This window comes from Exiguobacterium sp. s152 (genome assembly GCF_018618335.1).
GTDB lineage: Bacteria > Bacillota > Bacilli > Exiguobacteriales > Exiguobacteriaceae > Exiguobacterium > Exiguobacterium chiriqhucha.
Map to the genome: position 1 here is coordinate 1 of NZ_JACSLX010000005.1, position 24,838 is coordinate 24,838.

The following is a 24,838-nucleotide window of genomic DNA, read 5'->3' on the forward strand; positions in this document are numbered from 1 at the left end:
AGACGATGAGGTAGATAGGTCATGGGTGGAAGCACGGCGACGTGTGGAGCTGAATGATACTAATCGGTCGAGGCTTTGATCTAGTCTAAGGTTTGTGTGAATTGATGAGTCTTCAGTTTTGAGAGAACGATCTCTCTATGTCTGGTGGCGATGGCGAAGTGGTCACACCCGTTCCCATGCCGAACACGGAAGTTAAGCGCTTCAGCGCCGAAAGTAGTTGGGGGTCTCCCCCTGTGAGGATAGGACGTCGCCAGGCAAACGGTGGTTCTGGAGCATTCGCTCAAGGGCCGCCGCTTTTTTTATTTATATCGTGATTCAAATGAAAGAGAGGAAGAACAGATGGCCAAAAAAATCAAAGTATACGTCGAGCCAAACGAGACAATCGATGACTGTTTAAATCGAATTGCTCAAATGGGGTATCGCCCGGTACGTAGGATTGAAAAGCCTGTCTTTGAACAAACGGGAACCAAAGACGAACCTGTACATTCCCATCAATCGATTTTGTTTGAGTGCGTTGCTCTCGAATCATAATGCCAAACCGTCACGAATGCGTGGCGGTTTTTTTGTATTTTAACACCACTAAAGACGAACGATAAATATTCAGACAATTAAATTGTTCGCAGTTTGTTGACATGTTTTGAAAGAACAAGGTACGATAGGCGTGTGAGTTAATAACAAATTAAATAGTGCTCCATATAATCGCGAGGAAATGGCTCGCAAGTTTCTACCTGATCGCCGATTCTGATCAGACTATGGGGTATAGTCGACATTTTTTTGTCGTGGCCTATACCCTAAACTGGTTATTCGGTTTAGGGATTTCTTTATTTAAGGGGGACATTTGAATGAAGACAACAGTAGGTGTGATCATGGGTAGCTCGTCTGATTGGGAAACGATGCGCCATGCTTGTGACATCCTAGAAGAATTGAGTATTCCATATGAAAAACAAGTTGTCTCGGCACATCGGACGCCGGACTTAATGTTTAAATATGCTGAAGAGGCCCGTGCTAGAGGCATACAAGTCATCATTGCAGGCGCAGGAGGAGCAGCCCATTTACCGGGAATGGTCGCAGCGAAAACAACGCTTCCTGTCATCGGAGTGCCTGTTCAATCTAAAGCGTTAAATGGACTTGATTCCTTGCTCTCGATTGTTCAAATGCCTGCAGGAGTACCAGTGGCAACGGTCGCTATCGGACGTGCCGGGGCGACGAACGCGGCCCTACTCGCCGTTCAAATCCTCAGCCTGCAATTCCCCGCACTGGTTGAACGCCTAGATACATATCGCCAAGCGAAGCGCGATATGGCACTTCAAGCGACGGAGGAACTGATCTAATGAAAATCGGCATTTTAGGTGGAGGTCAGTTAGGTCGCATGATGTCTCTCAGTGCGAGTGCTATGGGGTACGAAACGCTAAGCCTCGATCCAAACGCAAACGCGCCCGCCGCTCAGGTTGCACCAAGCATCGTCGCCGCATTTGACGACGTAACGGCAGCACGTGAACTTGCACATCGTTCAGACGTCATCACCTATGAATTTGAGAACATTGATACAGCGATGATTGAAGCCATTGCTGACAAATGTCCTCAAGGGATGGATGTCTTGAAGGCGACACAGCATCGAATCTTTGAAAAACAAATGATTGAAAGGGCAGGTCTTCAAGTCGCACCGTACGTTCCAGTCCGTTCCGTCCGTGATGTCATTCGAGCAAGAGACGTGTTAGGTTTTCCGTTTGTGATTAAGACGTGCCGTTTTGGTTATGACGGTAAAGGTCAAACGGTAATACGTTCAGAACAAGACGTAAGCTCGTTCACAGATCAGTTCGAAGAGACGGAATATGTGGCCGAAGCTTGGCTTCCTTTTAAAAAAGAAATCTCTGTTATCGTGACGAGAGGGACGCACGAGACGACGACGTTCCCCATCAGCGAGAACATTCATCGAAACAATATTTTATATCTTTCGATTGTACCGGCACGAGTGGAGCCTGATATTTTAGAGGAGGCGCGTCATTTGGCCCTCCAACTCGCTGACCACATCGGACTGATCGGTACGCTTGCGGTTGAGTTGTTCATTATGGAAGACGGTTCATTGTACGTGAATGAACTTGCGCCACGCCCTCACAACTCAGGGCATTACACGATTGATGCCTGTGAGACATCACAGTTCGAGCAACACATTCGGGCAATCACCGGGATGAAGCTTGGACGAACGACGCTTTACACACCAATCGTCATGGTCAACCTGTTAGGCGAACATATGGACGAGCTGAACCCGCAAACGTTACCGTCGAATGTTAAACTACATTTGTATGGGAAAGAAGAAGCGAAGCAGGGGCGGAAAATGGGACATTTGAACGTGATTGCTGCTTCCGTCGAAGAAGCGCTTCAGACCATCGAACAATTGGCAATTTGGAAGGAGACCGTTTTATGATTTCACGTTATACCCGTCCTGAGATGGCGGCGATTTGGACAGACCAGAATAAATTTGAAGCATGGCTCCAAGTAGAGCTGTACGCCTGCGAGGCGTGGAGCGAACTTGGTATCATCCCGAAGGAAGATGTCGCCGTCTTATGGGACAAGGCGTCGTTTGATGTCGAACGCATCCTTGAAATCGAGCAAGAGACGCGTCATGATGTCATCGCATTCACCCGTGCCGTCTCAGAGACACTCGGTGAAGAGAGGAAGTGGGTGCATTACGGACTGACTTCGACAGACGTCGTCGATACGGCCTTATCGTACTTGATTAAGCAAGCGAACGATATTTTAGAAGCTGATATCGACCGTTTCATCGACATCCTTGCTGAGAAAGCAAAAGCACATAAGTATGACATCATGATGGGTCGTACACACGGTGTCCATGCAGAACCGACGACGTTCGGGTTGAAGCTCGCCCTTTGGTACGAAGAAATGAAGCGCAACAAGAAACGGTTTATGGCAGCCCGCGAGACGATTGAATTCGGTAAGATGAGTGGTGCGGTCGGTACGTTCGCAAACATTGATCCATTCATCGAATCGTATGTGTGTGACAAATTAGGGATTCAAGCAGCACCGATTTCGACGCAGACGTTACAACGTGACCGTCACGCCGAATACATGTCGACGCTCGCGTTAATCGCCACATCGATTGAGAAGATGGCGACAGAGATTCGCGGCCTTCAAAAGACAGAGACACGTGAGGTCGAAGAATTCTTCGCCAAAGGTCAAAAAGGGTCTTCAGCGATGCCACATAAACGTAACCCGATTGGTTCAGAGAACATGACCGGCCTGGCCCGTGTCATTCGCGGTCATATGGTGACGGCGTATGAGAACGTCCCGCTCTGGCATGAACGTGACATCTCGCACTCTTCAGCCGAACGAATCATTCTTCCGGATGCGACGAGCCTTCTCAACTACATGTTGAACCGCTTTGGCAATATCGTGAAGAACTTGACAGTCTTCCCAGACAACATGCGGCGCAATATGGACCGGACGTTTGGCATTATCTTCTCCCAACGCATCTTGCTCGCGTTGATTGAAAAAGGATGGTCGCGCGAAGCCGCTTATGATGCCGTTCAACCGAAGGCGATGCAAGCGTGGGAAGAAGAGACGATGTTCCGCACCTTGATTGAACAAGACGCCGAGATGGGCGCACTCTTCACGAGTGACGAGCTCGACGACCTATTCGACCCGAGCCATCACGTGCGCCGTGTCGATGTTATTTTTGAACGCTGTGGTTTGTGATCGTTGAGGGGCTTCATGCCCCTCTCACTTTTAAGGGGGACGATACAGATGGAAGCAATTTACGAAGGTAAAGCGAAAGCGTTATTTGAGACTGAAGAACAGGGTGTGCTCCGCGTTTATTATAAAGACGACGCGACAGCATTTAACGGGGAGAAGAAAGAATCAATCGCCGGCAAAGGCGTGTTGAACAATGCCATCACGACGCGCTTGTTCGAACTCATGCACGATAACAAGATTCCGACGCATTTCATTAAGCGGCTATCGGATCGCGAGCAGCTCGTGCGCCGTGTCGACATCATTCCGCTCGAGGTCGTCGTTCGCAACGTCGCCGCCGGAAGCCTTGCCAAACGACTAGGTTGGGAAGAAGGGACACCACTCCTGTCACCAATCGTCGAGTTTTACTATAAAGATGACGCACTCGGAGATCCACTCTTAACGGAGGATCATATCCGTTTACTGCAAGTTGCCACACATAAAGAAGTCGAAACATTGCGACAACTTGGTCTGTGGGTCAACGATGTGTTGCTCGATTTCTTCAATGAACATGGTATCGATTTAATCGATTTCAAACTTGAGTTCGGTAAAGTCGACGGCACGGTCATCCTTGCCGACGAGATTTCACCAGACACATGCCGGCTTTGGGACAAAGAGACGAAACAAAAGCTCGATAAAGACGTTTTCCGCAGGGACCTTGGATCTCTGACAGACACATACAGCCAACTGTTAACACGCATAGGGGGAATGGACCGATGAAAAAAGTAAACGTGTACGTGACATTACGTGAAAGTGTACTGGATCCACAAGGCGTCGCCGTAAAAGGTGGACTCGAACATCTCGGTTTTACAGGGGTAGAGTCGGTACGCATCGGGAAAGTCATCGAGCTTCAAGTGGCAGATGAGACGACCGAAGCGATGGTGCGTGACATGTGTGAGAAGTTGCTCGTCAACACGGTCATCGAGAACTATCGAATCGAGATGGGGGTACTCGCATGAAATTTGCTGTCATCGTCTTCCCCGGATCGAACTGTGACCTCGACATGTATCACGCTGTAAAAGATGTCCTCGGCGAAGAAGCGGACTATGTGTTCCATACGGAAACGTCGCTTGACGGTTACGACGGTGTGCTCCTGCCAGGCGGATTCTCATATGGGGATTACTTGCGCTGTGGCGCCATCGCCCAGTTCTCACCAATTATGAGTGAAGTCAAACGGTTCGCCGAAGAAGGGCGTCCGGTACTCGGCGTCTGCAACGGTTTCCAAGTGCTCGTCGAAGCCGGGCTTCTCCCGGGTGTGTTGATGCGCAATCGTGACTTGAAGTTCATGTGCAAGACGGTCGAATTGAAAGTCGAGACGAACGAGACGATGTTCACGAACGATTATGCGCTCGGGGAGACGATTCAAGTCCCGATTGCCCACGGGGAAGGCAACTACTACTGTGACGAGGCGACACTTGAGACGCTCCGGACGAACGGACAGATCGCCTTCACGTATACCGACAATCCGAACGGATCGGTCGCGAATATCGCAGGAATCACGAACGTACAAGGCAACGTACTCGGAATGATGCCACACCCGGAACGAGCGGTCGAAGCACTCTTAGGCGGGGAAGACGGCAAACGATTATTCACTTCAATGGTGAAATGGGGGACTCGACATGCTACTTACAACTGAACCGACAGCAACACACATCCGTGAAGAGCGACTTTACGCCACGATGGGCTTGACCGATGAGGAATACGCGCTCGTCGTGTCACTGCTCGGTCGTGAGCCGAATTACACAGAGATCGGGTTATTCTCGGTCATGTGGTCTGAACACTGTTCGTACAAAAACTCGAAGCCTGTCCTCCGGAAATTCCCGACCACTGGGAAACACGTCCTTCAAGGACCCGGGGAAGGTGCTGGCATCGTCGACATCGGCGATGGCCAGGCCGTCGCATTCAAAATCGAGAGCCATAACCATCCGTCGGCGATTGAGCCGTACCAAGGTGCGGCCACAGGGGTCGGCGGGATTATCCGCGACATCTTCTCGATGGGCGCGCGACCGGTCGCACTCCTCAACTCGCTCCGTTTCGGAGATTTGAACGAATCACGTGTGAAACATCTTTTCGGCCACGTCGTCTCCGGCATCGCCGGTTACGGCAACTGTGTCGGCATCCCGACGGTCGGTGGGGAAGTCGCGTTCGACCCGGCCTATGCCGGCAACCCGCTCGTCAACGCGATGTGCGTCGGACTCATTCGCCATGAAGACATTCAAAAAGGGATTGCCGAAGGTGTCGGCAACTCGGTCATGTACGTCGGCGCGACGACAGGACGCGACGGCATTCACGGGGCGACGTTCGCCTCGGAAGAACTCGGTGAGGATGCGGACGAGAAACGCCCGGCCGTCCAAGTCGGTGACCCATTCATGGAGAAGCTGTTGATTGAGGCGTGTTTGGAAGTCATTAAGCACCCGGCCCTCGTCGGGATCCAAGACATGGGAGCGGCCGGTCTCACGTCGTCTTCAGCCGAGATGGCATCGAAGGCAGGCATGGGCATCGAGATGAACCTCGACCTCGTCCCACAACGCGAGGCTGACATGACGCCATACGAGATGATGTTGTCCGAGTCACAAGAGCGGATGCTTCTCGTCGTCAAGGCAGGGCATGAAGATGAAATCGAAGCAATCGTCACGAAGTGGGGACTTCATGCGATCAAAGTCGGTGTCGTCATCGAAGACAAAGTGCTCCGTCTTCTTCATCACGGGGAAGTCGCAGCCGAAGTACCGGTCGACGCGCTCGCAGAAGACGCACCGGTCTACCATAAGCCGTCGAAAGTACCGGCATATTATGAGACGTTCCAAACGATGGCACCGGTCCAACCGGTCGTCACGGACGTACTCACGACATGGAAAGACGTGCTCGCCATGCCGACGATTGCCTCGAAACGTTGGGTGTATGAGCAATACGACCATATGGTCCAAACGTCAACTGTCGTCGCGCCAGGAAGTGATGCGGCCGTCATCCGGATTCGCGACACAGACAAAGCACTCGCGATGACGACGGACTGCAACGCCAAATACGTGTACCTCGACCCACGTGTCGGTGGTGCGATTGCGGTCGCAGAGGCAGCGCGCAACATCGTTGCCAGCGGCGCCACACCGCTCGCCCTCACGGACTGCTTGAACTTCGGTAGCCCGGACAAACCAGAAGGCTTCTGGCAGCTCGACCAAGCTGTCGAAGGGATGGCCGAAGCGTGCCGTGCCCTCGATACACCGGTCATCGGTGGAAACGTCTCGCTTTACAATGAGTCGAACGGGACGGCGATTTATCCGACGCCGGTCGTCGGCATGGTCGGCTTGATTGACAAACCGGAACATATCACGACGTCGTTCGCGAAAGCAGCAGGCGACATCATCTTCTTGCTCGGAGAGACGAAACCTGAGTTCGGTGGCAGTGCGCTTCAAATGCTGCAAGACGGTCAAGTGAGCGGACAGGCGCCGACGCTTGACCTGGAGACGGAGAGCCGTCAGCAACAAGTATTGCTTACGGCGATTCGGGAAGGTCTTGTCACGGCGGCCCACGACGTATCGGAAGGTGGACTCGCCGCAGCACTCCCTGAACTCGTGTTTGGCACGGGCTTCGGCGCAGACGTCACAGTCGACACAGATCTCGTGACGACACTTTTCAGCGAATCACAGTCACGGTTCCTCGTCACAGTCGCGCCACATCAGGCCGATGCGTTCGCGAAGTTGACGAAGGCGACACGCATCGGACAGGTGACAGACGCGCCACAATTGACGGTGCGTGCGAGCGACCGCCTAATCGAAATGGACGTCACGGAACTTGAACGGGTATGGGAAGGAGCTATTCCATGTTATATGACATCCGAGGCATGAACGAGGAGTGCGGGGTATTCGGGGTATTCAATCATCACGAAGCGTCACACCTCGCCTACTACGGCCTCCACAGCCTGCAACACCGGGGACAAGAAGGGACAGGCATCGTCACGGCTGACGGGGAGCGCTTGCACGCCAAACGCGGGCTTGGCCTTGTCGCTGAAGTGTTCGACGAACCGTCGCTCGACGCATTGACCGGGCATCACGCCATCGGTCATGTCCGTTATTCGACGGCAGGCGGCAACACGCTCGAGAACGTCCAACCGCTCCACTTCAAGTCGCTTACGGGCGACTTGGCGATGGCGCATAACGGTAACCTCGTCAACGCCAACGAGTTGAAACATATGCTCGAAGCGGAAGGTGCGATTTTTCAGACGACGTCCGATACGGAAGTCGTCGCCCACTTGATTAAACGAAGCCGCGGCAACTCGATGAAAGAGCGGATTGCAGATAGCTTGGCCCGTCTCGTCGGCGCATTCGCCTTCCTCTTCTTGACGGAAGACGCGCTCTACGTCGGCGTCGACGTTCACGGCTTGCGCCCGCTCTCGCTCGGCCAGACCGAGGACGGAGCCTACGTATTCGCCTCAGAGACATGTGCGTTTGACGTCGTGGGGGCGACGTACGTACGCGATGTCGAGCCAGGGGAACTCCTCATGATCACGCAAGACGGGATCGTGTCGGAGCGGTACAGCGAGGCATCGGTCCGCGCGATGTGTTCAATGGAATACATCTACTTCTCGCGGCCGGACTCGATTATCGATGGCGTCAACGTGCACACCGCCCGTAAGGCGATGGGGAAGAAGATGTTCGACGAGGCACCAGTCGAAGCGGACGTCGTCACCGGCGTACCGGACTCGAGCATTTCGGCGGCCATCGGTTACGCCGAGGCGAGCGGGATTCCGTACGAGATGGGACTCATTAAAAACCGCTATGTTGGCCGGACGTTCATTCAGCCGTCGCAAGAACTACGGGAGCGCGGTGTCAAGATGAAGCTGTCGGCGCTTCGAGGCGTCGTGAACGGAAAACGGGTCATCATGGTCGACGATTCGATCGTCCGCGGTACGACGAGCAGACGCATCGTCAAGTTGCTCCGTGAAGCCGGGGCGACCGAGGTGCATGTTCGCATCACGTCACCACCAATCAAGCATCCGTGCTATTACGGCATCGATACATCATCAAAGGAAGAGTTGATTGCGGCCACCAAATCCATCGAAGAGATTAAAGAAGAGATTGGGGCCGATTCACTGGCGTTCCTCACATTGGACGGAACGGTCGAAGCGATCGACCGACCGTTCGAAGGGAACTTGCGCGGGCAGTGTGCCGCTTGCTTCACCGGACTTTATCCAACTGAACTGGCGGAACTTGTAACAGAGACAAAAGCTTGAGGGGGACTGACGATGAGTTTAAGATATGAACAAGCGGGTGTGAATTTAGAAGCAGGCTATGAAGCAGTATCACGCATGAAGCGTCACGTTGCACGGACGATGCGTCCAGAAGTGATGACCGGGCTCGGTAGTTTCGGGGCGATGATCGACCTCGGCTCGATGCAGTTGAAACATCCGATTCTCGTCAGCGGAACGGATGGGGTCGGCACGAAACTCAAACTCGCGTTCGCGCTCGACCAACATGATACGATTGGAATTGACTGTGTGGCGATGTGTGTCAACGACTGTCTCGTCCACGGGGCCGAACCGCTTTATTTCTTAGACTATATCGCGACCGGCAAGGCAGAACCGGCCAAACTCGAGCGCATCGTCGCAGGGGTCGCCGAAGGTTGCGTCCAAGCGGGCTGTGCCCTCGTCGGAGGCGAGACGGCCGAGATGCCGGGGATGTATCCGGACGGCGAGTACGATATCGCTGGATTCGCCGTCGGTGTCGTCGAGAAGGAAGCACTGATCGATGGACGGACAATCGAAGCGGGGGACATCGTCCTAGGTTTAGCATCATCAGGTGTCCATTCGAACGGATTCTCGCTCGTCCGCCATATCGTCGAGTCGCAAGGGCTCGCCTACACTGATGAGATCGCCATGCTCGATACGACGCTCGGGAACGCCCTTTTGTTGCCGACACGCATCTATTCCGAGGCGACGAAAGCGGCCATCGCGACGGGGCGTGTCCAAGGCATGGCCCACATCACGGGCGGCGGTTTTTACGAGAACGTGCCACGCATGTTGCCGGAAGGTCTCGGTGTCACGTTCGACGCATCGAATTGGCCGAGTCTGCCCGTGTTCGACTGGCTCGAGCAAGTCGGGCACGTCTCGAAACAAGAGATGTTCAACGTATTCAATATGGGCATCGGCTTCATGATCACGGTCCGGCCTGAAGATGTCGAAGCCGTCGAAGCCGCACTCGAACGCGCTGGAGAGACGTCGCACCGCATCGGGAAAGTTGATGCCAAACCGGGCGTCCGCATCATGGGGGTCGACCAGTGAAAAAATTTGCCATCTTCGCCTCCGGGTCCGGTAGCAACGCCGAAGCGATTTGGCAAGCCATTGACCGAGGCGACTTGTCAGGGGAATGCGTCCTGCTCGTCACGGACAAACCAGAAGCGAAAGTACTCGAGCGGGCCGATCGGTTCAACATCCCGACCTTCTCGTTCGAACCGAAGACGTACGCCTCAAAAGCGGAATTCGAACAAGAAATACTCGTCCTACTACAGGCACTCGGCGCCGACTATATTGTCTTGGCCGGGTATATGCGGTTGATTGGGGACGTGCTGCTTACCGCGTATCCAAAGCAAATCATCAACATCCATCCGTCGCTCTTACCAGCGTTCCCTGGAAAAGACGCCATCGGTCAGGCGCTCGCGGCGAATGTGCCGACGAGCGGGGTCACGGTTCATTACGTAGATGCCGGGATGGACACGGGACCAATCATCGCCCAACAAGACGTCGCCATCGCAGGCTGTGATGCGGCCGAAGCGGCAAGACGCATCCAAGCGGTCGAGCATCAGCTCTATCCGCGCGTACTACAACAAGTGTTTATCCAACAGGAGGTTTTCAAGTGAGAGCATTACTGAGTGTGTCAGATAAAACAGGAATCGTCGAGCTCGCGCAGGCGTTGCATGAAGCGGGCATCGAACTCATTTCGACAGGTGGGACGGAAGCAGCGCTCATCGCGGCCGGCCTTCCGGTAAAAAACATCTCAGCAGTGACGTCGTTCCCAGAGATGCTCGACGGACGTGTGAAGACGCTCCATCCGCTCGTTCACGGTGGTCTGCTCGGACGCCGCGATTTGGACTCGCACGTCGAACAGATGAGAGACCACGACATCGAGCCAATCGACTATGTCGTCGTCAATTTATACCCGTTCAAAGAGACGATTGCGAAAGAGAACGCGACGTATGAAGAAGCGATTGAAAATATCGATATCGGTGGACCGAGTATGCTTCGTTCGGCCGCGAAAAACCATGCCAGCGTGACGGTCGTCGTTGACCCGGCCGACTATGGTCATGTGGCCGAAGCGGTTCGTGACGGCGGGACGACGTTCGAAACACGTCAACGTCTTGCGACAAAAGCGTTCCGTCACACGGCGGCGTATGACGCCTTGATTGCCGACTATTTAGGGCAGCAGATCGGTGAGACGTTCCCGGAACAGCTCACGGTCACGTATGAGAAAGTACAAGACCTTCGTTACGGGGAAAACCCGCACCAGCAGGCAGCGTTTTATAAGACGCCGCTCTATCACGGGATGACGCTCGCGAACGCGAAACAACTGCACGGCAAAGAACTCTCATATAACAATATCCAAGATACGAATGCGGCGCTCGAGGCGCTCAGCGAATTGACGGAGCCGGCAGCGGTCGTCGTCAAACATATGAACCCGTGCGGTGTCGCTGTCGGAGAAACGATCAGCCAGGCGTTCTCAAGAGCGCATGCGGCCGATCCGGTCTCGATTTTTGGGGGTATCGTCGCCTTAAACCGTGAAGTCGATGTGGAAACGGCAGAGGCGCTCCGCAACATTTTCCTAGAAATCATCATTGCACCATCCTTTAGTGAGGCAGCACTTGACCGATTGAAAGAGAAAAAGAATCTTCGGTTATTGACGCTCGACATGGGCCAGATGACAGGGATGCGGTTGACAGCCGTCGCGGGCGGTCTGCTCGTGCAAGACGGGGACGACGTCACACTCGATGATGCGTCATGCCAAATCGTGACGGACCGTCGTCCGACGGCGTCTGAATGGGAAGACTTGAAGCTTGCGTGGCGTGTCGTGAAACACGTGAAATCAAACGCCATCGTCGTAGCCAAAGACGAGACGACAATCGGCATCGGTGCGGGACAGATGAACCGCGTCGGCGCGGCGAAAATCGCTTTCGAACAAGCAGGGGAACGTGCTCAAGGGGCCGCTCTCGGTAGCGATGCGTTCTTCCCGATGGGCGATACGGTCGAGGCTGCGGCTGCGGCTGGGATCACGGCCATCATTCAACCGGGCGGGTCGATTCGTGACGAAGAGTCGATCGAAGCGGCGAACCGTCACGGCATCACGATGGTGTTCACGTCGGTTCGACACTTCAAACATTGAGAGGAGCGATAAGATGAACGTACTCGTCATTGGACGTGGCGGCCGTGAACACGCGCTCGCCTGGAAACTGGGACAAGATGGACATGAGGTGTTCGTCGCCCCGGGTAATCTCAATATGGACGGTGTGACGTGCGTGCCGATTGAAGAGACGGATGTCTCGGCCCTCGTTGGGTTTGCGAAGCGCGAAGGAATCGACTGGACGATTGTCGGCCCCGAATCGGCCCTGATGGCCGGTGTCGTCGATACGTTCCAAGCAGAAGGTCAACACATCTTCGGACCGACGAAAGCGGCAGCGCTCCTCGAGGGTAGTAAAGCCTTCGCCAAAGAAGTGATGCGCGAAGCAAATATCCCGACCGCAGGGTACGACACGTTCACCGACGCCGAGTCAGCGCTACGTCATATCGATCAGTCGGAAGCGCCGCTCGTCGTCAAAGCGGACGGGCTCGCTGCCGGGAAAGGCGTGACCGTCGCGTTCACACTCGAAGAGGCGCGAGAGGCGATTCACGACATCTTCGGCACCGATAAGTTCGGGGATCAGTCCCGTGTCGTCATCGAAGAGTTTTTAGACGGGGAAGAGTTCTCGCTCATGGCGTTCGTCTCAGGCGAGCACGTCATTCCGATGATCACGTCACAAGATCACAAGCGTGCGTTTGACGGCGACAAAGGGCCGAATACGGGTGGCATGGGCGCGTACAGTCCGATGCCTCATCTCGACAATGCCGTGTACGCGGAAGCGGTCGAGCGCGTGCTCTTCCCGCTCGCGCGGACGATGGTCGAACGAGGCACTCCGTTCGAAGGGTTCTTGTATGCAGGCTTGATCTTGACGGCGGATGGCCCGAAAGTAATCGAGTTCAACGCTCGGTTCGGCGATCCCGAGACCGAGGTCATTCTCCCGAACTTGGCATCTCCTCTCCTCGACGTCATCGAGGCGGTCGTGGACCAAAAACCGTATCCGATTGAATGGGTGGAAGGCTATACGATTGGAGTCGTCGTCGCGGCAGAAGGTTATCCTGATCGAGCGACGACCGGACAGGTACTATCAGGCTTCGGTGACTTACGAGACGATGTGCTCGTATTCCATGCGGGCACGACCCGTGACGGGGCGGACATCGTCGGCAATGGGGGGCGTTTGTTCGTGCTCACGTCGACAAAACCGACCTTGCTCGAAGCAAAACATGCCGTCTATACGGCACTCGAACAACTTGATTTGCCAAAGACGTTCTACCGTCGAGACATCGGGGGACGGGCGTTGGCACATATTTTTTAAAGGATGGGTCAACCCGTCCTTTTTTTCATGCGAAAAGAAGGGAATTCACACTTCCTGCTCTACAATAATGGAGTAGATTGAAGGAAGAAGGTGGTCGACGTGCGCATTCGGACGAAACTCATGATTGCGGTGGCCGTGAATATAGTCGTGTTTGTCGGAGTCATCTTTTTTGGGGTCCGCCCTTATTTTATCGAAAAAAGCATGGAACAAGACCGGCAGACGGTCGAGAGTCACGTCGCGAGCGTGTCAGAGACGCTTGCCAATCGGAAGCATACGCTCGAGCGCACACTCGTCGACTGGGCTGTCTGGAATGACACGTATACGTTCGTGCAGCGACGGAACGCCTCCTATGTTCAAAGTAACATTAGTGAGGAATCGCTTGAAAACTTGAGCGTAAACGCCATCGTCTATTTGGATCAGAACGGAGAAACTTTCTATTCGTCGTTCCGTTCAGCGGGCACGACGTTGTCAAAATCCGATCAACAAACGCTCATCAAGGCGGTCACTTCTCGATTGAGCAATCAGGAAGGTACGCAAAACGGCATATATGCTAGTGATTTCGGTCCGACGCTGTACGTAAGCCACCCGATTTTACGAAGTGATAGTAGTGGTCCAAGTCAAGGTACGCTCGTCATGTTCGAGTTCGTGGATTCGGCATTTCTGGCGGACATGAGCACTCAGACGAAAATTCCATTGACGATTCAACCTGCGCGTCAAAATCAGACGGTCATCACGGATGGCGATGCGGGGACCAACGTTGTGATTCCACTTGGCACGGTGTTTCAACAGTCCGATTTCGAAGTCAAATTCACCGTCGAACAAACACATTATGAAAATACGGTGGCGATGTTGCGACTCGGGATGATCGCCCTCGTCGTCCTTGGGCTCGGCCTGTTCTTTTCGTTGCTATGGACGATTCACCGGGTCGTGATTCGGCGACTCATGGAAATCGTCAGTGAGTTGAAAGTGATCACGCTCGAACGGGATAGTCGGCTCCGGCTCAGTCGTGATGCGAACAGCCACGATGAGATTGAACAGATGGCAACGAGCATGAATGAAGTGCTCGCGGCACTCGAAGACACACGTGCCGAAGTGATTGATCGGGCGTTCCGTGACGCGTTGACGGTGCTCCCGAACCGGCTCGCGCTTGAGGACTACTTCTCGAACATACGCGGCAAACAAGACCAAATCGGCGTGCTCGGTTTGGACTTGGACGATTTCCGGCGCGTCAACGACCAGTATGGACACCGGACAGGCGACGCCGTCCTGATTTATATCGCTTCCCGACTTAACTTTTATAAAGAAGACGGATTTGTCGCCCGAATCGGTGCCGATGAATTCATGTTCGTCCACCCAAGCTGGACGCTCGAACAATTGCAGCCGGTCGCCCGGCGTTTGATCAAAGACTTGAAGGATTGGGCTGAAGTCAACGGGGTGAAGGGGATGGCGGCGACAATCGGTATCGATGTGTTCACTTGTGCCGAACCGCACCATACGTACGAGATGATGATGGGGCGGCTCGATGTCGTCATTCATGAGGCAAAACTTTCAGGAAAGAATCGAGTGCTCACGTTCCAAGAAATTGAGGATGGAAGCCACTACTTACAGACGCTCGAGATGGAGCGTGACTTGCGCCATGCTCTCGAACATGATGAATTCGAACTATATTATCAACCAATCGTGTCGCCGCGACCGTTTACCGTACGTGGCGTGGAGGCGCTCGTTCGTTGGAATCATCCGACGAAAGGTCAAATCTCACCTGGACTGTTCATACCTGTCGCCGAACAGCTCGGTCTCATCTCTGATTTGGGTCGTTGGGTGCTCGAACAAGCGGTCATAGAGATGAAAGACCACGTGGAACGACATCACTTGTTCCTATCGATTAACGTGTCGAAGCGCCAAATCGCCGACGGATCGTTTTTAGCTTCATTAGAACGAGTGTTGATGAGTTCGAAGTTTGACCCTCACCGTCTCCATGTGGAAATCACCGAGAGCGAGGTCGGCGGCAATTTATATGAGCTTCAGCAGTTCATTCAATCGCTCAAGGCCATCGGCGTCAAAATCTCGCTCGATGACTTCGGGGTCGGCACGTCGTCGCTGTCGTTTTTACAGTCGCTCCAACTCGACTTGATTAAAATCGACCAGAATTTCGTCAAAGGGATTCCGGAGAACACGTTTGACCGGGCGTTGCTCGAAGGATTATATCAGACGTTCCACACGCTCGGGCTCGATATCGTCACCGAAGGAGTCGAACGTCCAGAGCAGCTTGCCTTCGTGCTCGAACATAGCAGCTCCCTCATTCAAGGCTATCATTACAGCAGGCCCGTTCCGCTCGCTCAACTCGAGCATTATTTGAAAAAGACGGTCACGATGTATGAATGGTGAAGGCGTCTCCCGCGGGAGACGTCTTTATTTGTGTGAATTTCATGTGAATTCCGTTACAATGGGCAACATAGCTTGCGAGCCTTTCAGAGAAAAGGTAAACTTGAATCAGATGAAAGAAAACGCTTACAAAATTATTTTCTAATAATAATGGCGAGGCGATTAAGGGAGGATTGGGTTCGATGCCACCAAAACGATCGGCGCGGGCACCGTGGTCTAAAGCGATGATTCGGTCACAATTAGAAGTCGTGAGCCAAGTCAGACCACCTTCGCTCGTATTGACGAATGCCACATACTTAAACATGTACGTGAAGCAGTGGAAACAAGCAAACATATGGATTGAGCATGACCGAATCGTCTATGTCGGGCCAGATGTACCGAAAGCCGCCGTCGAGACGGTGGATATGTCAGGGAAATACATCGTGCCGGGCTATATCGAGCCGCACGCGCATCCATTCCAACTATATAATCCGGCGACGCTATCGAAGTATGCAGGTGAGCGGGGGACGACAACGCTCGTGAATGACAACATGCTTCTTTTTTTACAAAATAAGGAGCAAGCGTTTGCGCAACTGGAAGCGATGCAACAGCTTCCGACGAGCACGTACTGGTGGGCGCGTCTCGATACGCAGACCGAACTTGACCGTGATAGCGTCCTCGTCGACTCCGAGCGGATTCACGCTTGGTTCAATCACCCGGACGTCATCATGGCCGGAGAATTGACGGCCTGGCCGCGAACGTTAAAAGGTGATGACGAGATGCTTCAATGGATGCTCGATGCGGAGACGTGCGGGCTCCCGGTCGAAGGACACTTCCCAGGTGCCTCGGCGAAGACGTTGACGAAGATGGCGCTGATGGGTGTTCACAGCGACCATGAAGCGATGACGGCCGAAGAAGCGCTCTGCCGGCTTGAACACGGTTATACGACGACGCTCCGTCATTCCTCAATCCGTCCCGACCTACCGGGCATCATCCGTGGTCTGCTCGACGCAGGACTCGAGGCGTTCGATCATCTTATGGTCACGACAGACGGTTCGACGCCAGGCTTTTATCAAGACGGGCTCCAAGACGCACTCGTAAAAATCATGATTGAGGCCGGATTGCCTCCGGTTGAAGCGTACCGCATCGTCTCGTTGAACGTGGCGCGCCACTTCGGGCTCGATCACGTCCTCGGTTCGATTGCGCCGGGACGCATCGCCCATCTCAATATTCTTGATGCGATTGATGAGCCACGGCCGACCGCTGTCATTGCTAAAGGGCAATGGATTTATCGGGACGGGACGTCCGAATTTCCGAACGAGCTCGTCGATGCGGCGCTTGCCTTGATGCCGTCAACGAACGTCGACATCGAACTGACGCCGAACGACTTATCATTCAGCATGCCTGTCGGGCTCGACATGGTCAACTCGGTCATCATGAAACTGTTCAAAATCTCGCACGACACCGGTCAAGACGAATTGCCGCGTGACGGGGACGAGTCGTTCCTCATGTTGCTTGATAAAGAAGGGAAGTGGCGCCTCAACACGGTGCTGAAAGGATTTGCCAACGACTTTGGCGGTCTCGTCAGCTCGTATTCGATTAGTGGCGACTACTTGATCTTAGGGAAATGTAAACAAGACATGCTGACGGCGTTCGAGCGGATGAAGGAACTTGGAGGCGGCATCGTCCTCGTCGACCGTGGCGAAATTATCGCGGAAATTCCGCTCCCGCTCTGTGGCATGACGTCGAAGGAGCCGATTGAACAGTTGATTGTCCAAGAAGAGGTGTTGCGGTCCGAACTGCTCACGCGCGGGTACAAGTTTGAAGACCCGATCTATACGCTCCTGTTCTTGGCATCGACGCACTTGCCGTACGTCCGGGCCACGCCACTCGGAATTTACGAAGTGATGAAGAAACAAATACTATTTCCGGCAATTTTACGATGAACAGTTGAGTCCGAGCCGGTCGTGCTTTAGAATGATAAAGAAGTACGATGAGAGAGGATGCTTGCGGATGCAACTCGATAAATTACGAGGACGAGAGCTCGATCAGCTGTTTGAGGCGATTTTGAAGCTCGATACACTCGAAGATTGTTATCAACTATTTGAAGATTTAGCGACCGTGAACGAAGTACAGGCGCTCGCCCAACGGCTTGAAGTGGCCCGCCAAATTCGCGAAGGTAGCACATATCATAAAATTGAAGAAGCGACAGGCGCTTCGACAGCCACCATCTCCCGCGTCAAGCGTTGCTTGAACTACGGGTCTGGCGGTTATGATCTTGCCCTTGAACGTCTACAACAATCAGAAGGTGACTCGTAAGAGTCATCTTGTTTTTGATGGGAGAGGAGGGGCGAGATGCAAGACAAGTTTATGAAACGAAATGTACAGCTGTTCTTTCGAAACCTGACACCGGTCCAGACGCTCGTACTCATCTATAGTGCGGCGGTCGTGTTGTCGATCATTCTGCTCGCCTTACCGATTGCGCGACAGCCGGGTGTCACGATCACGTTCACCGATCTCGTCTTCTTCGCGGTCAGCTGTGTAAGCGTCACCGGCTTGACGCCAATCGTCGTGACGGAGACGTTTTCGACGTTCGGGCTGTTCATTATCCTGTTCATCGTTCAAGTGAGCGGGGTCGGTCTGATCAGTTTGCACGTCATCATGTGGATTTTGCTCGGCAAGCGCATCGGTTTTCGCGAGCGTCAGCTGATTTTACGGGACCAGAACCAGACGTCGATGTCTGGAATCGTGAAGTATATTGCGGAAATCGTCATCACCGTTATCACGATTGAAGCGATTGGGGCAATCATACTCGGAATTCATTACTTAAATTACTTTGATACGGCCAGAGAGGCGTTCCTGCAAGGGCTGTTCGGTTCAATCAGTGCGACGACGAACGCCGGGTTCGATATCACCGGCAGCTCGCTCGCGCCGTTTCGGGAAGACCCGTTCGTCATCTTTACGCAAATCGCGCTCATGACCGGTGGCGCCATCGGGTTCCCGGTCCTCGTCGAGATTCGCACCTATTTGACGAACCGAATTATGCGGAAACGTGAAAATTTCCCGCGTCGTTTCTCGTTGTTCACGAAATTGACGGTATCCACGTTCTTCGGATTGATTGCGGTCGGTACCGTCGGCTTGTTTCTATTTGAATACAATAACGCGTTCAAAGACTTACCGCTCTGGCTGGCGCTCTCGGATTCGTTGTTCCAGTCCGTGACGACGCGAAACGGAGGCTTGACGACGGTCGACGTCAACCTCTTCTCGGAAGGCAGTATGTTATTGTTATCGATTCTGATGTTCATCGGGGCGTCCCCGTCCTCGGTCGGCGGGGGGATTCGGACGACGACGTTCGCCGTCGCCGTGCTCGGGGTCGTCGCGTTCATTCGCGGGGACTCGTCCATCAAAATTTTCGGGCGCGAGATTGTGCTCGAGGATATTTGGAAAGCGTTTGTCATCATCACGGTGTCACTCGCTGTCCTGCTCACGGGGGTCATGGTGCTCACCTTCTTTGAAGACGCATCGCTTACCCGCATCTTGTTCGAGGCGTGCTCAGCGTTCGGAACGACCGGCTTGTCGGTCGGTCTGTCGGCAGAGTTCAGTAACGTCGGAAAATGGGTGCTCACGATTTTAATGTTCATCGGTCGAATCGGTGTCATCGCCTTCATTTTGATTTTGCAGCGGAGACAGCCGAAACGGATGTACAATTATCCGAAAGAATCAATCATCTTAGGCTAAGGAGCTCAGATCATGAAGGCTTTTTGGATCAATTTTGGTTACGTGTTCGCCGTCCCGGTCTTACCGTTCATCGCGGTCGTAAACGGAACGGCGCTCTGCTCGCCGGATTCACCGTTACTCGAGATTCCAGTGCTCGGCTTCTTTTTGGCCAATCCGCTCTGGTTCATCCCAGTTTACGGACTGTTCGCACTCGTCGTCGCCAAATGGATGACGGCCCGCGAACAAAAGACGCACGCTAGACGTGCTTGAGACTTGCCTCGGCAAGTCTTTTTTGTTCAACAGATGCAAGCGACAGGAAAAATCGCTACACTAGAGAAGGTATCGAATGGGAGGGAAGCCGAATGGATTTTCAATCGTGGCGCCACGTCTTTAAACTTGATCCGAATAAACCGCTCGATGATTCGGCGCTCGCGGCGCTCATCCGTTCGGGCACGGACGCTTTCCTCATCGGCGGGACGGACGGGGTCGACGCGGAGAACACGTTCGCGCTCTACACTCGTCTCGAAGGATGTGGTATCCCGCTCGCGCTTGAGATGAGCCATCCCGAGCAAGTGATTCGAGGCTTCAATCACTATTTCATTCCGACCGTCTTGAACGCGGGCACCGTGGACTGGGTCATCGGTCATCAAACGAGGGCGTTCGAACGATACGGACACTTGTTTCATGCTGATGTGACCGGACAAGGGTATATCGTCTTGAATCCAGATGCGAAAGTGGCCCATGTGACCGAGGCGAAGACCGATTTGTCCATCGAGACAGCCATCGCTTATGCGGAAGCGGGACATCGCTTGTTCCACCTGCCTTCCTTGTATGTGGAGTATAGCGGCACGTTCGGATCGGTCGAGCTCGTCCAAGAAGTGCGGCTAGCGGTGCCGGACGCCCATCTGTTTTATGGGGGCGGCATCACCGGATACGAGTCAGCCCGGGTGATGGCTGAACACGTCGATACAATCGTCGTGGGCAATGTGATTTATGACAATTTCGAAGGAGCGCTTGCGACTGTCGCGGCACTCCGATAAAATAAGAACAAATGTTTGGATAGGGAAAGGAAACGATTATGTATAACTTGAGTGAAGAATTAGTCAAAGGCATGAACCCTCCGCAAGCGGAGGCGGTCAAATATACGGACGGCCCGTTGCTCATCATGGCCGGAGCAGGGTCTGGGAAAACACGTGTCTTGACGCATCGCGTCGCCTACTTGATGGCGTCGAAACAAATCGCGCCGTGGAACATTCTCGCCATTACGTTCACGAACAAAGCGGCCCGCGAGATGAAAGACCGGATCGCCCGCCTCGTCGGTGGCGTCGCGGACGATATTTGGATTTCGACGTTCCACTCGATGTGCGTCCGGATTTTACGGCGCGACATCGACCGCATCCGTTATGACCGGAACTTCTCGATTCTCGACTCGTCCGATCAGTTGACGGCCATCAAACAAGTGCTTAAAGAGTTGAACCTTGACCCGAAAAAATATGAGCCGCGGACGCTCCTCGGTATGATCTCGAACCATAAGAACGAGCTCCGCACGCCACAAGACGCGGCCGCACTCGTCGGCAACAATCCGTACGAGAAAGTCGTCTCGGACGTCTACACGGCGTATGAGAAGAAATTAAAGCAAAACAACGTGCTCGACTTTGACGACTTGATCATGAAGGCGATTCAGTTGTTCCAAGAAGCGCCGGACGTGCTCGCGTTTTATCAGAAGAAATTCCAATACATCCACGTCGACGAGTATCAAGATACGAACCGGGCCCAATACACGCTCGTCAAGTTGCTCGCGCAGGCACATGAGAACTTGTGTGTCGTCGGTGACTCGGATCAGTCGATTTATCGCTGGCGCGGTGCCGATATCGCCAACATCTTGACGTTCGAGAAGGATTACCCGAGCGCGCACGTCATCTTGCTCGAACAAAACTATCGGTCGACGAAGCGGATTTTGGAAGCGGCGAACGGTGTCATTCAAAACAACTCGGGTCGAAAAGACAAGCAGCTTTGGACCGAGAACGTCGAAGGCGAGAAACTCCTCTTGCATGTCGCCTCGGATGACCGGGATGAAGCGTTCTTCATCATCAATCAGATGAAGGAGCTCCGCCAAGAAGGTATCGATTACGGCGAGATGGCCGTCCTGTACCGGACGAACGCCCAATCGCGTGGACTCGAGGAAATGCTCCTCAAGTCGAACATCCCGTATAAGATGGTCGGCGGGACGAAGTTCTATGAACGAAAAGAAATCAAGGATATCTTGGCGTATTTGCGCTTAATCGCCAACCCGGACGAGGACATCTCATTCGTCCGTGTCGTCAACGAACCGAAGCGCGGCATCGGCGCCGCGACGGTCGATAAGCTCGGCGACTTCGCCGGGATGCAAGGCGTGTCGCTCATGGAAGCGATTCGTGACATCGAACTGTCGGGCATTGCGCCGCGCACAGCGACGAAGCTCGCCGAGTTCCGTCAATTGATGGTCGATTTGCGTCAAATGGCCGACTACTTGTCCATCTCGGAATTGATTGAAGAAGTGTTGAAGAAGTCAGGCTACGAAGAGATGCTCAAAATCGAGAAGACGCTCGAAGCCGAGAGCCGCCTTGAGAACTTGCAAGAGTTCCTCTCGGTCGCCCAAAACTTTGAGAAAGAGAGTGACGAGCAGACACTCGTCGCCTTTTTGACCGATTTGACGCTCGTCTCGGACCTCGACACGCTCGAAGAAGTCGACGAGTTACACCAAGTCACACTCATGACGCTACACTCGGCCAAGGGACTTGAGTTCCCGGTCGTCTTCTTGATTGGGATGGAAGAAGGGTTGTTCCCGCACAGCCGTGCCTTGAACGACCCGGAAGAGATGGAAGAAGAACGCCGTCTCGCGTACGTCGGCATCACGCGGGCCGAGAAGCGTCTCTATTTGACACGGGCCCAGTCCCGCATGTTGTACGGGCGTTTCCAAAACAACCCGGAGTCGCGCTTCTTGCACGAGTTGCCAGAGACGCTCTTGGAGCGCTCGGGCAAAGCGAAGAAGCCGATGCCATGGAATCCAGTCGAGTCGCCGGGGAAACTTCCTGTGAACGGCTTCAGCTCGAAACCGAAACCAAAACTTGCCCAGTCGTCCGGCGCCGAATCAATCGGTTGGAACGTTGGGGACAAGGCCAATCATAAGAAATGGGGACAAGGCACGGTCGTTCAGACGCGTGGCGAAGGCGATCAGCTCGAGCTCGATATCGCTTTCCCGGCAGTCGGCATCAAGCGCCTGCTCGCCAAGTTTGCCCCAATCGAAAAAGCGTGAGGTGATCATATGGAGATGGCAGAACGCGTTGAAGCGATTCGTCAAAAGTTAAATCAATACGGGTATGAATATTATGTGCTCGACCGACCGAGTGTCCCGGATGCGGAATACGACCGTCTCATGAACGAATTGATTGAAATCGAGACGGACTATCCGGAACTCCGGAGTCCGGATTCACCGACGCAACGTGTCGGCGGCGTCCCGCTCGATGCGTTCGTCAAAGTGACACATGACACGCCGATGCTGTCGCTCGGGAACGTCTTCTCCAAAGAAGAACTCGTCGAATGGGTCGAACGGATTGAGAAAGATCTCGGCTACAGTCCGCTGTTCGTCGCCGAGCTCAAGTTTGACGGGCTCGCCGTGTCGCTGAAATACGAAGAGGGTCGGCTCGTCCGTGGCGCGACGCGCGGGGACGGGACGACTGGGGAAGACATCACGCAAAATTTGAAGACAATCCGCTCGATTCCGCTCCGGTTGAACGAGGACGTCACGTTCGAGGTGCGCGGTGAGGCGTACATGCCGAAACGATCGTTCGAACATTTGAACGACGAGCGGGAACGCCTCGGCGAACCGCTATTCGCCAACCCGCGCAATGCGGCGGCAGGTTCGCTCCGGCAGCTCGACTCGAAAATCGCGGCGTCGCGGAATTTGGCATTCTTCGCCTACGGGCTCGTCTCGACGGACGATCTCGTCGCCTCGCATGACGAGTCGCTCGAATATTTGCGCCGTCTCGGGATTGCCGTCAGCCAAGAATACACGACGTGTCATACGGCCGATGAGTTATGGGACTATATTGAAACGTATGTGACGAAGCGGTCGGAGTTGCCGTACGAGATTGACGGCATCGTCATCAAAGTCGCAGCTTACGAAGAGCAAGAACAGCTCGGCTTCACGGCGAAAAGTCCGCGTTGGGCCGTCGCGTATAAATTCCCGGCCGAGGAAGTCGTGACGACGATTGAAGACGTCGACTTTAGTGTCGGGCGGACCGGGAAAGTCACGCCGCGTGCGCGGTTCGCACCGGTCTCGGTCGCAGGGTCGACCGTGACGTATGCGACGCTCCATAACGAGGACTTCATTGTAGAGAAGGACCTTCACATCGGAGACCGTGTCGTCATCAAGAAAGCGGGGGACGTGATCCCGGCCGTCGTCTCGGCGCTCGTCAGCGAGCGGACCGGGGAGGAAAAGGAAATCGTCTTCCCGTCGCATTGTCCAGCTTGTGAATCTGAACTCGTCCGGTTGGAGGGCGAGGCGGACCACCGCTGCGTCAATCCGGAATGCCCGGCCCAACTGCTCGAAGGGCTGATTCATTTCGTATCGCGCCCGGCGATGAATATCGATGGGCTCGGTGAGAAAGTGATTACGCAACTCCATGCGTCTGACCTCGTCCATAACGTGGCCGACCTATATCGTCTCGACCGGGATGCGCTGCTCGCACTCGACCGGATGGGCGAAACGTCGGTGACGAACTTGCTCGCGGCGATTGAGCAGTCGAAACAGAACTCGCTCGAGCGCGTCTTGTTCGCGCTCGGTATCCGCCTCGTCGGACAAAAAGCGGCCGCGTTGATTGCGGAACGGTTCGAGACGATGGAAGCGGTCATGGAGGCATCCGTCGACGAGTTGACGTCAATCGATGGTATCGGTACGAAGATGGCTGAATCGATCGTCTTATACTTTGAGAAGCCGGAAGCTCGTGACCTCGTCCGTGACCTCGGCGCTGCAGGTGTCAATCTGACGTTCAAAGGTGCGAAACGACCGGTCGCTGACGCTGATGCGCCGCTCGCCGGGAAGACAGTCGTCTTGACCGGGAAACTGCATGAGATGACGCGTGGCGAGGCCGGTAAGCAACTTGAACTACTCGGTGCAAGCGTCACAGGCAGCGTCAGCAAGAACACCGACCTCCTCATCGCCGGCGAGAAGGCAGGGTCGAAATTGACGAAAGCCGAGTCACTTGGCATCGAAGTGTGGGATGAGGCAGCGTTGCTCGCCTTCTTAGCCGACCGATCTTGAACGAGGTCCTCCGTAGGGAGGGCCTTTTTTCATTGACCTGATTTTCAAACGTTTCCGTTTTCGAGCAGATTCGTGCCCTCA

General features: G+C 54.1%; 21 protein-coding genes, 2 rRNA genes and 1 riboswitch. All 23 genes read left to right on the forward strand.

Going from position 1 to position 24,838, the window contains the following annotated elements; all coding sequences use genetic code 11:
* A 23S ribosomal RNA gene (locus KNP72_RS10045) occupies positions 1-83 on the forward strand; the annotation flags it as partial.
* Between the two features lie 57 nt (positions 84-140).
* Positions 141-256: ribosomal RNA gene (rrf, locus tag KNP72_RS10050) — 5S ribosomal RNA — on the forward strand.
* An 83-nt stretch (positions 257-339) separates the two neighbouring features.
* The gene (locus KNP72_RS10055; protein WP_021065189.1) at positions 340-531 is read left to right on the forward strand and encodes an NETI motif-containing protein; all 192 of its coding nucleotides are present in this window, start codon (positions 340-342) and stop codon (positions 529-531) included.
* 140 nt (positions 532-671) lie between these two features.
* Positions 672-773, forward strand: a riboswitch (purine riboswitch).
* Between the two features lie 69 nt (positions 774-842).
* A complete protein-coding gene (gene purE / locus KNP72_RS10060; protein ID WP_214833137.1) occupies positions 843-1,331 on the forward strand; it encodes a 5-(carboxyamino)imidazole ribonucleotide mutase in 489 nt (162 codons plus the stop codon).
* Positions 1,331-2,425: a 5-(carboxyamino)imidazole ribonucleotide synthase gene (purK, locus tag KNP72_RS10065; RefSeq protein ID WP_214833139.1), complete on the forward strand. Its 1,095-nt coding sequence runs from the start codon at positions 1,331-1,333 to the stop codon at positions 2,423-2,425. Before purE ends, purK begins: the two co-directional genes overlap by 1 nt.
* Positions 2,422-3,714, forward strand: a complete 1,293-nt coding sequence (gene purB, locus KNP72_RS10070) for an adenylosuccinate lyase (RefSeq protein WP_214833141.1) — start codon at positions 2,422-2,424, stop codon at positions 3,712-3,714. The genes purK and purB overlap by 4 nt, the downstream gene beginning before the upstream one ends.
* A gap of 48 nt (positions 3,715-3,762) precedes the next feature.
* Positions 3,763-4,467 carry a phosphoribosylaminoimidazolesuccinocarboxamide synthase gene (gene purC, locus KNP72_RS10075; protein ID WP_214719783.1) on the forward strand — a complete coding sequence of 235 codons (705 nt, stop codon included), beginning with the start codon at positions 3,763-3,765 and terminating at the stop codon, positions 4,465-4,467.
* Positions 4,464-4,706 carry a phosphoribosylformylglycinamidine synthase subunit PurS gene (purS, locus tag KNP72_RS10080; protein ID WP_021065194.1) on the forward strand — a complete coding sequence of 81 codons (243 nt, stop codon included), beginning with the start codon at positions 4,464-4,466 and terminating at the stop codon, positions 4,704-4,706. The genes purC and purS overlap by 4 nt, the downstream gene beginning before the upstream one ends.
* Positions 4,703-5,383 (forward strand): phosphoribosylformylglycinamidine synthase subunit PurQ, encoded by a 681-nt coding sequence (gene purQ, locus KNP72_RS10085; RefSeq protein ID WP_214719784.1) that lies wholly within the window; start codon positions 4,703-4,705, stop codon positions 5,381-5,383. Before purS ends, purQ begins: the two co-directional genes overlap by 4 nt.
* Entirely contained in the window at positions 5,367-7,586 is a 2,220-nt protein-coding gene (gene purL / locus KNP72_RS10090) for a phosphoribosylformylglycinamidine synthase subunit PurL (protein WP_214833143.1), read from the forward strand. The genes purQ and purL overlap by 17 nt, the downstream gene beginning before the upstream one ends.
* Complete coding sequence (gene purF / locus KNP72_RS10095) at positions 7,562-8,971, forward strand: amidophosphoribosyltransferase (protein ID WP_058765678.1); 1,410 nt, start codon at positions 7,562-7,564, stop codon at positions 8,969-8,971. Before purL ends, purF begins: the two co-directional genes overlap by 25 nt.
* 12 nt (positions 8,972-8,983) lie before the next feature.
* Positions 8,984-10,018 (forward strand): phosphoribosylformylglycinamidine cyclo-ligase, encoded by a 1,035-nt coding sequence (gene purM, locus KNP72_RS10100; protein WP_214833145.1) that lies wholly within the window; start codon positions 8,984-8,986, stop codon positions 10,016-10,018.
* Positions 10,015-10,593: a phosphoribosylglycinamide formyltransferase gene (gene purN / locus KNP72_RS10105; RefSeq protein ID WP_021065199.1), complete on the forward strand. Its 579-nt coding sequence runs from the start codon at positions 10,015-10,017 to the stop codon at positions 10,591-10,593. The genes purM and purN overlap by 4 nt, the downstream gene beginning before the upstream one ends.
* Positions 10,590-12,110 (forward strand): bifunctional phosphoribosylaminoimidazolecarboxamide formyltransferase/IMP cyclohydrolase, encoded by a 1,521-nt coding sequence (gene purH, locus KNP72_RS10110; protein ID WP_214719787.1) that lies wholly within the window; start codon positions 10,590-10,592, stop codon positions 12,108-12,110. Before purN ends, purH begins: the two co-directional genes overlap by 4 nt.
* A gap of 13 nt (positions 12,111-12,123) precedes the next feature.
* On the forward strand, positions 12,124-13,377 hold the full coding sequence (gene purD / locus KNP72_RS10115; protein WP_214719788.1) for a phosphoribosylamine--glycine ligase: 1,254 nt from the start codon (positions 12,124-12,126) through the stop codon (positions 13,375-13,377).
* A 99-nt stretch (positions 13,378-13,476) separates the two neighbouring features.
* Positions 13,477-15,762: a bifunctional diguanylate cyclase/phosphodiesterase gene (locus tag KNP72_RS10120; protein WP_353048448.1), complete on the forward strand. Its 2,286-nt coding sequence runs from the start codon at positions 13,477-13,479 to the stop codon at positions 15,760-15,762.
* A gap of 179 nt (positions 15,763-15,941) precedes the next feature.
* Complete coding sequence (locus tag KNP72_RS10125; protein ID WP_214833149.1) at positions 15,942-17,684, forward strand: adenine deaminase C-terminal domain-containing protein; 1,743 nt, start codon at positions 15,942-15,944, stop codon at positions 17,682-17,684.
* 67 nt (positions 17,685-17,751) lie between these two features.
* Positions 17,752-18,057 carry a YerC/YecD family TrpR-related protein gene (locus KNP72_RS10130; RefSeq protein WP_034781303.1) on the forward strand — a complete coding sequence of 102 codons (306 nt, stop codon included), beginning with the start codon at positions 17,752-17,754 and terminating at the stop codon, positions 18,055-18,057.
* Positions 18,058-18,093: 36 nt separating this feature from the next.
* On the forward strand, positions 18,094-19,476 hold the full coding sequence (locus tag KNP72_RS10135) for a TrkH family potassium uptake protein (RefSeq protein ID WP_214719791.1): 1,383 nt from the start codon (positions 18,094-18,096) through the stop codon (positions 19,474-19,476).
* Positions 19,477-19,488: 12 nt separating this feature from the next.
* Positions 19,489-19,725, forward strand: a complete 237-nt coding sequence (locus KNP72_RS10140; protein WP_021065206.1) for a hypothetical protein — start codon at positions 19,489-19,491, stop codon at positions 19,723-19,725.
* Positions 19,726-19,817: 92 nt separating this feature from the next.
* Positions 19,818-20,495, forward strand: coding sequence for a geranylgeranylglyceryl/heptaprenylglyceryl phosphate synthase (locus tag KNP72_RS10145; RefSeq protein WP_214833151.1), 678 nt, complete (start codon positions 19,818-19,820; stop codon positions 20,493-20,495).
* Positions 20,496-20,533: 38 nt separating this feature from the next.
* Complete coding sequence (gene pcrA / locus KNP72_RS10150) at positions 20,534-22,750, forward strand: DNA helicase PcrA (protein WP_214833153.1); 2,217 nt, start codon at positions 20,534-20,536, stop codon at positions 22,748-22,750.
* A gap of 9 nt (positions 22,751-22,759) precedes the next feature.
* Positions 22,760-24,757, forward strand: a complete 1,998-nt coding sequence (gene ligA, locus KNP72_RS10155) for an NAD-dependent DNA ligase LigA (RefSeq protein ID WP_214719794.1) — start codon at positions 22,760-22,762, stop codon at positions 24,755-24,757.
* Positions 24,758-24,838 lie beyond the last annotated feature (81 nt).